Annotated in this window: 8 protein-coding genes and 1 pseudogene; 4 read left to right on the forward strand and 5 right to left on the reverse strand. The window is 67.4% G+C overall.

The window, feature by feature from the left end; translation table 11 throughout:
* The 4 genes and pseudogenes from glgX to AC2VOG_RS09195 all read right to left on the reverse strand — a co-directional run.
* The coding region (gene glgX / locus AC2VOG_RS09180) for a glycogen debranching protein GlgX (protein ID WP_486939598.1) at positions 1-1,865 on the reverse strand (1,865 nt) is incomplete at its 3' end.
* A gap of 126 nt (positions 1,866-1,991) precedes the next feature.
* Complete coding sequence (locus tag AC2VOG_RS09185) at positions 1,992-4,136, reverse strand: acyltransferase family protein (RefSeq protein ID WP_486939599.1); 2,145 nt, start codon at positions 4,134-4,136, stop codon at positions 1,992-1,994.
* A gap of 79 nt (positions 4,137-4,215) precedes the next feature.
* A pseudogene (gene ripD / locus AC2VOG_RS09190) lies at positions 4,216-4,713 on the reverse strand (NlpC/P60 family peptidoglycan-binding protein RipD); the annotation flags it as partial.
* Positions 4,714-4,997: 284 nt separating this feature from the next.
* The gene (locus AC2VOG_RS09195) at positions 4,998-5,441 is read right to left on the reverse strand and encodes a hypothetical protein (protein WP_486939605.1); all 444 of its coding nucleotides are present in this window, start codon (positions 5,439-5,441) and stop codon (positions 4,998-5,000) included.
* Between the two features lie 79 nt (positions 5,442-5,520).
* Here AC2VOG_RS09195 and AC2VOG_RS09200 point away from each other — a divergent pair, with 79 nt between their 5' ends.
* Genes AC2VOG_RS09200 through AC2VOG_RS09215 form a run of 4 tightly spaced genes read left to right on the forward strand, consistent with a single transcriptional unit; the run spans position 5,521 to position 9,185 of the window.
* Positions 5,521-6,846: an adenosylmethionine--8-amino-7-oxononanoate transaminase gene (locus AC2VOG_RS09200; RefSeq protein ID WP_486939600.1), complete on the forward strand. Its 1,326-nt coding sequence runs from the start codon at positions 5,521-5,523 to the stop codon at positions 6,844-6,846.
* Positions 6,847-6,850: 4 nt separating this feature from the next.
* Positions 6,851-7,999 (forward strand): 8-amino-7-oxononanoate synthase, encoded by a 1,149-nt coding sequence (locus AC2VOG_RS09205; protein WP_486939601.1) that lies wholly within the window; start codon positions 6,851-6,853, stop codon positions 7,997-7,999.
* Positions 7,996-8,676 carry a dethiobiotin synthase gene (gene bioD, locus AC2VOG_RS09210; protein ID WP_486939602.1) on the forward strand — a complete coding sequence of 227 codons (681 nt, stop codon included), beginning with the start codon at positions 7,996-7,998 and terminating at the stop codon, positions 8,674-8,676. The genes AC2VOG_RS09205 and bioD overlap by 4 nt, the downstream gene beginning before the upstream one ends.
* Entirely contained in the window at positions 8,676-9,185 is a 510-nt protein-coding gene (locus AC2VOG_RS09215; protein ID WP_486939603.1) for a 2'-5' RNA ligase family protein, read from the forward strand. Before bioD ends, AC2VOG_RS09215 begins: the two co-directional genes overlap by 1 nt.
* Position 9,186: 1 nt before the next feature.
* Here the strand turns inward: AC2VOG_RS09215 and AC2VOG_RS09220 are convergent, their stop codons facing one another.
* Positions 9,187-10,374 carry an NAD-dependent formate dehydrogenase gene (locus tag AC2VOG_RS09220; RefSeq protein ID WP_486939604.1) on the reverse strand — a complete coding sequence of 396 codons (1,188 nt, stop codon included), beginning with the start codon at positions 10,372-10,374 and terminating at the stop codon, positions 9,187-9,189.
* Between the last annotated feature and the right edge of the window lie 295 nt (positions 10,375-10,669).

The following is a 10,669-nucleotide window of genomic DNA, read 5'->3' on the forward strand; positions in this document are numbered from 1 at the left end:
GTCAGCCAGGCGATGTCGCGGACTTCGTCGCCGCTGCGGATCGGCTGGCCGTCGAAGAACCGGCGGCGGCGAAACACCGGATGGGCCTTGCGTAGCGCGGTGACCTTACGGGTGAACTCCAGTTGATCGCTGTTCTTGTCCACCAAAGTCCAGTCCATCCAGGACAATTCGGAGTCCTGGCAGTAGACGTTGTTGTTGCCGTCTTGGGTTCGGCCGATCTCGTCGCCGTGGGCGATCATCGGCGTGCCCTGGCTCACCATCAGGGTGGCCATGATGTTGCGCATCTGCCGGCCGCGCAGGGTCAGGATTTCCGGGTCGTCGGTCGGGCCTTCAACCCCACAGTTCCAGGACCGGTTGTGGCTTTCGCCGTCGCGGTTGTCCTCGCCGTTGGCCTCGTTGTGTTTCTCGTTATAGGAGACGAGGTCATTGAGGGTGAACCCGTCGTGGGCGGTGACGAAGTTGATGCTGGCACCGGGTCGGCGACCGGTCGCCTCGTAGAGGTCCGAGGACCCGGTCAGCCGAGAGGCGAACTCGCCCAGGGTTGCGGGCTCGCCCCGCCAGTAGTCACGCACAGTATCGCGATACTTCCCGTTCCACTCGGTCCACAAACCCGGAAAGTTGCCGACCTGGTAGCCGCCCTCACCGACGTCCCACGGCTCGGCGATCAGCTTGACCTGGCTGATAATCGGATCCTGTTGCACCAGATCGAAAAACGCGCTCAGCCGATCGACGTCGTAGAACTCGCGGGCCAGCGTCGAGGCCAGATCGAAGCGGAATCCGTCGACGTGCATCTCGGTTACCCAGTACCGCAGCGAGTCCATGATCAGCTGCAGCGTGTGCGGATGGCGCGCGTTGAGACTGTTGCCGGTACCGGTGAAGTCCTTGTAGCTACTCAGATCGTCGTCGACGAGCCGGTAGTAGGCGGCATTGTCGATGCCGCGGAAGTTGATCGTGGGGCCGAGGTGGTTGCCTTCGGCGGTGTGGTTGTAGACCACGTCGAGGATCACTTCGATGCCCTGCTGGTGAAAGGCCCGGACCATCGACTTGAACTCGGTGACCGCGGCGCGGGCGCGCCGGTTGGCGGTGTACTGGTAATGCGGGGCGAAGAATCCGAACGTGTTGTAGCCCCAATAATTTCGTAGGCCGAGGTCCAGTAACCGTTCATCGTGCATGAACTGGTGGACCGGCATCAGTTCTATCGCGGTGACATTCAGCGATTTGAGATGCTCGACGATCGCCGGATGAGCCAGGCCGGCATAGGTGCCGCGCTGCGCTTCCGGGATGGCCGGATGATTCTGGGTCATCCCTTTCACGTGTGCCTCGTAGATCACCGTCTCGTGGTACGGCGTACGTGGCGAGCGATCGTTGGCCCAGTCGAAGTACGGATTGATCACCACGCTGGTCATGGTGTGGCCCAACGAGTCGATCCGCGGTGGCACGCCGGTGTCGGTGGGGTCCTGCGCGGCGACGGCCAAGTCGTAGGAAAACAGCGCCTGGCTGAACGTGAACTCGCCGTCGAAGCATTTGCCGTACGGGTCGAGTAGCAGCTTGCTCGGATCGCAGCGGTGGCCCGACGCCGGGTCGAACGGCCCGTGCACCCGGAATCCGTACCGCTGACCGGGGGTGACGTCCGGCAGATAGGCGTGCCAGACGTAGCCGTCGACCTCGTCGAGGGTGAAACGGCACTCCTGGCCGTCATCGCCGATCAGGCACAGCTCGACTTTCTCGGCGATCTCGGAGAACAGCGCAAAGTTGGTGCCGGTGCCGTCGTAGTTGGCCCCCAACGGGTAGCTGCTGCCGGGCCACACGGTGGCCAGGGCCGGTGGGGACGTGGCTGCGCCACGGGTCGGGTCTGACGGGGGCATGTCGAGAACCTTAATGGCGCTGCGCTCGTCGCCGGGCAGGTCCCATGGCCCGCATCGTCGCCGGGCGGGTCCCATGGCCCGGCTCCTCCTCAGGCCGCGTGGCGGCCCGCATCGTCGCCGGGCGGGTCACCACCAACCAGTGGCCGGCCCGAGTTGACGGCCGAGCTCGTCGGTCATCGTGCGCATGTAGGTGGCCGACAGGTGATGGGCGTCGTGATACACCAACACGTTTCCCTCGACGGCCGGACAGATGTCGGCGCGACAGACCGCGTCGGTCATGTCCAGCGGCCTGAGCATTGGGAACCGTTCGACCCAGTCGAGCGTGGGGTTGCGGTCGGCGAGCACGTCGGAGCGCTTGATCCCACACGACACCTCGTCACCGCCCTTGGCCAGGCAGTCCGACGGGTTGAATGGCTGGCCGTTTTTGACCAGCCACGGGGTGTCCCGCATCGCCAGGATTGGAATGTTGTTGTCGGAAAACGTCTGCCAGATCCCGACATAGGTGCCCGGCATGACGTCGCCGGGCTTGATGTTCCACGGTCGGGTGGACGTGGTGAACACGAAGTCCGGGTGGTCGGCAACCACCGCGGCCATCGCCTTGGGCACCCAGTCGCGGCACTCCGGGTAGGGGTCGTTGTTGCCCATCACCCGCGGCATCTTCTCGGTCGACAGGGCGCAGCCCATCTTCAAGTACGTCGTGACCTTGAAGTGGTAGCGGTGACCCAAGATGTCCAGTGCGGTCAGCCAGTGCTCGGCGTGCGAACCGCCGGCAAGTGCGATGGTCCGGGTGGCGTTCTTGTCCCCGTAGCTGCACTTGATCACCTCGGTGCTCTTGAAGTCGCCGATGCAGCCGTCGCGGGTCGACGGCGGGTAGTCCGTCTGCGCCTCGATCACCGTGGGCCGCATCCGCAGGGTCGGCACCCGCACGTGCCTGATCAGTGCACGCGCGCCGGGGTAGTCGACGGCATTCAGGTCGCTGAGTTCCTTGCCGCTGGCACGCTCGACGTTGACGTGTTCACGCCAGGTGAACGCCGTCGCGGTCAGTGTCACGCCCAACAGCCCAACCACCGAGCCCAGAACCGTCGTCGGACGACGCAGCCGGGTCCGCCAGGGCACCACGACCGTGCTCTGCGGCGCGGCACCGGCGGGCTTGCGCAGTCGTAGCGGCTCCTCGATGTAGCGGTTGGTCAGATACGCCAGCACGCCGGCGGTCAGCAGCACCGCGGCGCCCTCGACAAAGTTGGCATGCGCGTGGCCGGTGTAGGCGAGCCAGAAGATCAGCAGCGGCCAGTGCCACAGATAGAGCGCGTAGGCCATCGCGCCGAGCCGCACCAGCGGCCGGGTGGCCATCATCCGGCTGGGTAGCGGCGGGTCGGCGCGGTTGGCGCCGGCGAGGATGAACAGGACGGCCGCGCCGACAGGAACCAGCGTCCACGGCCCGGGGAATTGCCGGACACCGTTGATCAACGCGCCGCAGGACAGCACCGCCGCCAGCGCGACCGTGGCAGCGGCGGTACGCACCCACATCGGCCACCGGATGTAGGGGACCAGCGCGCCGGCCAGGGCGCCGAGCAGCAACTCCCATGCCCGGGCAAAGCTGTTGTAGTACGCCGCCGCCTGATTCTCCTGGTGCGCGAAGATCGCGTACACGAACGACGCGAGGGCCAGCGCGCTGAGCAACACCACGAAGGCAGTCCGCAGCCGCCCGCCCAGTCGGTGCCGGGCCAGGTAGGCGACGCCGAACACCAGTGCCAGGAACGCAATGTAGAACTGGCCCTGAACCGACATCGACCAGATGTGTTGCAGCGGGCTGACCGATTCACCGGCGCGCAGATAGTCGGCGACGGTGCCGGCCAGCTCCCAGTTCTGGTAGTAGCCGAGGCTGGCCAGGCTCTGGTCGGCGAAGGTCTCCCAGCGCGTCTGCGGCTGAATCAGGATCGTCAGCACTCCGCTGACGGCCAGCACCACCACCAGCGCCGGCAACAATCGGCGCACCAGCCGAACCACTTCGGGAACGGGCGACAGCGACGACTCGGGATTGAGGGCGGTGCGCAGCAGCTTGCCGCCAAAAAAGAACCCGGACAACGTGAGGAACACGTCGACCCCGCCGGAAACCCGGCCGAACCACACATGGAACATGGCCACCAGGGCAATCGCGATGCCGCGCAGCCCGTCGAGGTCGTGGCGGTAGAACGCGGCGCGATTATCCGTCGCGGGTTGCCCTTGGTGCACAACGCCGGCGTCGGCTGGCCGAGTCAGGTCGATCGTCATGATTGACAGACAATCTACCTAACCCGCCGGCCGAGGTGCGTGCTTGAAAGCCGGCCGCCGAGCCGTCCGGTCAGGACTCCAGGATGCGAGTCAGATACGGAACCATCCCGCTGGTGCGGGCCGCAGTGACGGCGACTGCCGGCTCCGTGGCCTCGATCATTTGGTTGTTGCCGAGGTACATCGCGACGCTCTGGGTGCCGCCGGGGCCGTAGCAGAGCAGATCGCCCGGTCGTGCCTGTGCCGGCGCGACTTTGCGGCCCACCGCGCACTGCTCGGCGGAGGTGCGCGGCATCTTGACCCCGGCGCCGGCATAGGCGTACTGGATCAAACCGGAGGCGTCGAACCCGACGATGTTCGCGTTCAGGCCGGTGCCGCGGGTCGGTCCGGCCGAGTTGCCGCCCCCGTAGAGGAACGGCACGCCGCGCTGCGAGAGCGCGCGCTGAACCACGTAGTTGGTGTTCTGCTGATAGCCCACCAACGTCGGTCCGGTCGGGTCGGCGCCGGCGATGGACGGGTTGAGCATCGGCAGCGTCAACAACAGGGCCAGGCTGGACTTAACGGCGAAGCTGCGCTTCATGGTGTACACCTCTCTGTGGCTTCGGCGCGGTGACTTCACGCCTCTGCGGCTCATTCGCCGATTCACCCCGGGGCTGCTGTAGTGGCCCGCCCACGCGAGGGCAACGCCGCCCCCGCCGGTGAACCGCTGAATTCACAACAGTCACTACCAACACTGTGGCAACAAATGCCAGGAAGAGCTACTTTTTACCGGCCCCCAGCGGCATTTTTTGTCGTACCGTGACCGATCGGTGATCGCCGACCCCGGGCGAGCTCAAATCTGCGCGCGCCGTTGTGATTTCGCTCTCACTGAGGCGATTCTTCGACGCCGGATCCACCATGCCAGTACGAGCCGCTGTAGTCGGTGAGCGCCGCGCCCGCCCCCGAGGCGACCAGTACGAGCACGATGGCCAACAGCGGCCAGAAGGACAGGTACCAACCTTTCAACAGCGACACCGCGGGCCCGAGCAGCATTGCAGCGCCTGCCGCGCCGATGCCGCCCCACACCAGCGGATAGATGTAGAAGTCGATGCCGAACGGCGCGGGCGGACAATCGCCGACGCAGACGTCCTTGAGGAAGCCGAAAAGCCTTGAATACCAATCGGTTCCAAACGCAATAACGGCGATCAGGGCGAGCAGTGTCAGCAGTGAGATGACATCCCAGGGCACCAGTCTCAGCCGCAGCAACCGCGGCGGCGAGTCATCGTGCTGGTCGGGAGAGGGGTCGTCGAACTGCTGCGGCGAAACCATGGTGGCCTCAATGCTGCCCGATGCCCGGGATTTCTGCGACTGCACAGCCCGGCGGCGCGCTGCTTTACCCTCGATCCCTATGACTTCCGAGGCCGCAGGAATCTCCGGGCTCACCCCCGCGCAGATCAGCGCGATCGACACGGCCCATGTCTGGCATCCCTACAGCACGATCGGCGCTGAATCGATGCCACCGGTGGTCGCGGTCGGCGCCCGCGGCGCGTGGCTCACGTTGATCCGCGACGGCAAACAGGTCGAGGCGATCGACGCGATGAGCTCGTGGTGGACGGCGATTCACGGCCACGGCCACCCGGTGCTCGACGCGGCGATGACGCGCCAGCTTGCCACCATGAGCCACGTCATGTTCGGCGGCCTCACCCACGAACCCGCCGCCCGACTCGCGCAACTGCTCGTCGAGATCACCCCGGCCGGACTGGAGACAGTGTTCTTCAGCGACTCCGGCTCCGTCTCGGTCGAGGTGGCGGTCAAGATGGCGCTGCAGTACTGGCGCGGCCGCGGCCGACCCGGCAAGCGGCGGCTGATGACCTGGCGCGGGGGATACCACGGCGACACCTTCACGCCGATGAGCATCTGCGACCCCGACGGCGGTATGCATTCGCTGTGGACTGACGTCCTGGCACACCAGATCTTCGCCCCGCAGGTACCCCGCGACTACGAACCGGCCTACGTCGCTGCATTCGAGGCGCAACTGGCCGAGCACGCCGCCGAACTGGCCGCCGTCGTGGTCGAGCCGGTGGTCCAGGGCGCCGGCGGGATGCGATTCCACGATCCGCGGTACCTGATCGCCCTGCGGGACATCTGCCGACGGCACGACGTGCTGCTGATCTTCGACGAGATTGCCACCGGATTCGGCCGCACCGGTGAGTTGTTCGCCGCCGACCACGCCGGTGTCAGTCCCGACATCATGTGCGTCGGCAAAGCTCTGACCGGCGGCTACCTGAGCCTGGCTGCGACGTTGTGCACCACCGAGGTCGCCCACACGATCAGCACCGGCGAGGCCGGCGCGCTGATGCACGGCCCGACGTTCATGGCCAATCCGCTGGCGTGCGCGGTATCGGTGGCCGCGGTGGAACTGCTGCTCGGGCAGGACTGGCGCGCGATGGTCGCGCAGATCAGCGCCGGTCTGTCCGCCGGGCTCGCGCCGGCGCGAAACCTGCCCGGAGTGGTCGACGTCCGGGTATGCGGGGCGATCGGGGTCATCGAATGCGACCGCCCGATCGATCTGACGGTTGCCACGCGAAAGGCCATGGACCGTGGAGTGTGGTTGCGGCCGTTCCGCAACCTGGTCTACGCGATGCCGCCGTTTATCTGCACACCCGGCGAGATCGCGCAGGTCACTTCGGCGATGGTCGAGGTCGCGCGCCTGAGCGGTGCTCGTAGGATTTAGCCCGATGACACAGATCGACACGTTGCCGTTGGCCTGGCTGGAGGCGCACGCTGAGGCGCGCCGCCAGGCCGGGCTGCGACGTTCCTTACGGCCCCGGCCGGCGGTGGCCACCGAGCTCGACCTGGCGTCCAACGACTACCTCGGCCTGTCGCAGCACCCGCAGGTCATCGAGGGCGGTGTCGAAGCGCTGCGCACTTGGGGCGCCGGCGCGACCGGCTCGCGTCTGGTCACCGGCAACACGGCGCTGCACGAGGAACTGGAATGCGGCCTTGCCGAATTCGTCGGTGCCGAAGCGGGTTTGGTGTTCTCGTCGGGTTACACCGCCAACCAAGGCGCGGTCGTCGGGCTGTCAGGTCCCGGTTCGCTGCTGGTGTCGGACGCCCTGTCGCACGCCTCCTTGGTCGACGCGTGCCGGTTGTCGCGGGCGCGTGTCGTGGTGACTCCACACCGCGATGTCGACGCCGTCGACACGGCGTTGGCCGCACGCGACGAGGAGCGGGCCGTCGTCATCACCGAGTCCGTGTTCTCCACCGATGGGGCGCTGGCCCCGATCCGCGAACTGCACGCGGCCTGTCGTCGGCACCGGGCACTGCTGATCGTCGACGAGGCCCACGGCCTGGGGGTGCGCGGCCCCGGCGGGCGGGGACTGCTGCACGAGCTGGGGCTGGCCGGCGCACCCGACGTGCTGATGACGACGACGCTGTCGAAGTCGTTCGGCAGTCAGGGCGGCGCGGTGCTGGGATCGGCGGCGGTACGCGATCACCTGATCGACGCGGCCCGGCCGTTCATCTTCGACACCGGTCTGGCGCCGGCGGCGGTCGGCGCGGCGCTGGCCGCCCTGCACGTTCTGCTCGCTGAGCCGTGGCGGCCCGACGCCGTTCTGCGACACGCGGCCGCCCTGGCCGGCATCTGCGGCGTCACGCAGGTACCGCAGTCCGCAGTGGTATCGGTGATCCTCGGCGCACCGGAAGTGGCGCTGGCGGCCGCCACGGCCTGCATGGACGCCGGTGTCCAGGTGGGGTGTTTCCGGCCGCCGACCGTGCCCGCCGGCACCTCGCGGCTGCGTCTGACCGCGCGGGCGTCGCTGGACGTCGACGACATCGAGCTGGCCCGCGCGGTGCTGACCGACGTGCTGGCCGCGGCCCGGCGTTGACCGTCCTGGTCGTCACCGGGACCGGGACCGGGGTCGGCAAGACCATTGCCACTGCGGCCCTGGCGGCCGCCGCTTGCCAAGCCGGTATCCCCGTCGCCGTCTGCAAGCCGGTGCAGACCGGCACCGCCGCCGGCGATGACGACCTCGCCGAGGTGACGCGACTGACCGGAATACGCAACGTGATCGGGCTGGCCCGCTACCCGGAGCCGATGGCGCCGTTGGCGGCCGCGGAGCGGGCCGGAAGGGCATTGCCCAGCAAGCGCACCATCGTCAAACTCATCGACACCGTTGACCATCCGGGGCAGCTGACCCTGGTCGAGGGCGCGGGCGGATTGCTCGTCGAGCTCGCCCACGGCGGCGGGACATTACGCGACCTGGCCGCCGACCTGGGCGCCGCGGTGCTGGTGGTCACCACCGCCGAGCTCGGCACCCTCAACCACACCGCGTTGACATTGGAATCGCTTGCCGCCCATAATATTCCGCTTTCTGGCTTGGTGATCGGCAACTGGCCGCTGCCTCCGGGTGTGGTCGAGGCGTCCAATCGGTTGGCGTTGGTGCGCCTCGGGCCGATGCGCGCCGAGCTGCCCGCCGGCGCCGGCCGACTCAGCGCCGCCGAGTTCACCGCGATGAGCGCGCATGCGTTCGACCGCCGCTGGGTGACCAGTCTGGTCGGCTGATGGTGGATTCGGTCGAGCTGCTCTTCGACGCCGGCACCGAGGCGCGGCTGCGTCAGATCTGGGATGACCTGGCCGCTGCCGACCTGCCCAGCCGCGTGCCGGCCGGCCGCCCGCACGTCACGATGGCCGTGGCGGCTCGGATCGCGACCGATGTCGACGAGTTGCTGCGGCCGATCGCGCGGCGACTGCCGCTCGCGTGCCGGGTCGGGGCACCGCTGCTGTTCGGCCAATCCAACGCCGTGCTGGCCCGGCTTATCGTGCCGACGGCCGCGCTGCTGGCCTTGCATGCCGACGTTCACCGGGCCTGCGGGCCACACTTGCTACCCGGACCGCTGCCGCATAGCCTGCCCGGCCAATGGACGGCGCACGTCACCGTGGCCCGTCACGTCGAAGGTGCCCGACTCGGACCGGTACTGGCCCTGGCGGGTCAGCCCGCCGAAATCAGCGGCACCTTCGCGGCGTTGCGCCGCTGGGACGGCACCGACCGCGTCGAGTACCCGATCGGCTGATCTACCTGCCGCTGCTGCCCGGGCTCGCGCCGCCGCCGGCGGTGTAAGACGCCTTTCCGGTCCCGGCCAACGCCCCGCCCGACACGATCAGGTACTCGTCACGAATCGGCTTGGCGGCGAAGAAGTCCTCGAGGATCTCCCGGGTACCGGCGGCATAACGGGCCTGCGCCGACAGCGTGGTTCCCGAGATGTGCGGCGTCATCGCGTTGTTGGGCATCGTGCGCCACGGGTGATCCTGTGGCGGGGGCTGCGGGTACCACACGTCGCCCGCGTAACCGGCCAACTGGCCGCTGTTCAACGCCGCCACCACGGCGTCGCGCACGCAGATCTCCGCCCGCGCGGTGTTGACGATGTAGGAGCCGCGCCGCATCGACGCCAGCAGCTTCTCGTCGAACAGGTGATAGGTCTGCGGGTGCAGCGGAGCATGGATGGAGACGATGTCGACCGCCTTGACCAGCGACGCGGCGTCGGGGTGGTAGGTGGCCCCCAGCTCCTTCTCGAGGGTCTCCGGCAGCCGCCGGGTGTCGGTGTAATGCAGGTTGACGTCGAACGGCGCCATCCGTCGCAGCACGGCCTGCCCGATCCGGCCGGCGGCGATCACGCCGACGTCCATGCCCTCGACGTCGTAGGCGCGCTCCACGCAGTCGGCAATGTTCCAGCCCCCGTCGGCCGCCCACCGATGGGACGGGACAAAGTTGCGCACCAGCGTCAGAATCTGCATCACCGCGTGCTCGGCAACACTGATGCTGTTGCAGAACGTGACCTCGGCGACGGTGATGCCGCGAGCGATCGCCGCGTCGAGATCGACGTGGTCCGAACCGATCCCGGCGGTCAGGGCCAGCTTCAGACGCTGCGCCTTGGCGATCCGCTCCGCGGTCAAGTAGGCCGGCCAAAATGGTTGGGATATCACCACATCGGCGTCGGGCAATTCGCGTTCGAACTCCGAGTCGGGACCGTCTTTGTCAGACGTCACAACCAACTGGTGTCCGGCGTCCTCGAGATACGCGCGCAACCCGAGCGCGCCGGAGACGCAGCCCAGCAGCGCACCGGGGGTGAAGTCGATCGCCGACGGGGTCGGCAGGGTCTGGCCGTCGGGGTAGCCGCCGATCGACGGGATGCTGTCTCGCGCGTAGACCGGGGGATACCCGGTGACCGGGTCGGGGTAGAGGACAAGCAGCACTTTCGCCATGACATTCTCCTTTTGTGTTGAGGCCCTCGTTGGACTCAATCGCTGGGGCATAAGCCCAAAACCATTGCAGCTCAGTAAATCATCACCTCGAAGCCGTTCTCGGCAACGTTGGTCATTGGCGCCGAAATCGTCGGATCCACAGCGACGGAGGTGGCGATAGACATCCGAAATCTTCCTCCTGACGTAAGTCGTACCTGAATCGTATTCGAGTGGCTCCGAGCTGAGCTGCAGCCACGGCGTGATGCTGCCGCCGCTTCAGACTGGCTGGCCTTTGTGGCGGCGGTCGACGCTCGCG

It is taken from the genome of Mycobacterium sp. TH-M11 (assembly GCF_057473725.1).

Coding starts and splice junctions, on each gene's coding strand:
- AC2VOG_RS09185 (WP_486939599.1), bottom strand. CDS start 4,136: ATGACGATCGACCTGACTCGGCCAGCCGACGCCGGCGTTGTGCACCAA.
- AC2VOG_RS09195 (WP_486939605.1), bottom strand. CDS start 5,441: ATGGTTTCGCCGCAGCAGTTCGACGACCCCTCTCCCGACCAGCACGAT.
- AC2VOG_RS09200 (WP_486939600.1), top strand. CDS start 5,521: ATGACTTCCGAGGCCGCAGGAATCTCCGGGCTCACCCCCGCGCAGATC.
- AC2VOG_RS09205 (WP_486939601.1), top strand. CDS start 6,851: ATGACACAGATCGACACGTTGCCGTTGGCCTGGCTGGAGGCGCACGCT.
- AC2VOG_RS09215 (WP_486939603.1), top strand. CDS start 8,676: ATGGTGGATTCGGTCGAGCTGCTCTTCGACGCCGGCACCGAGGCGCGG.
- AC2VOG_RS09220 (WP_486939604.1), bottom strand. CDS start 10,374: ATGGCGAAAGTGCTGCTTGTCCTCTACCCCGACCCGGTCACCGGGTAT.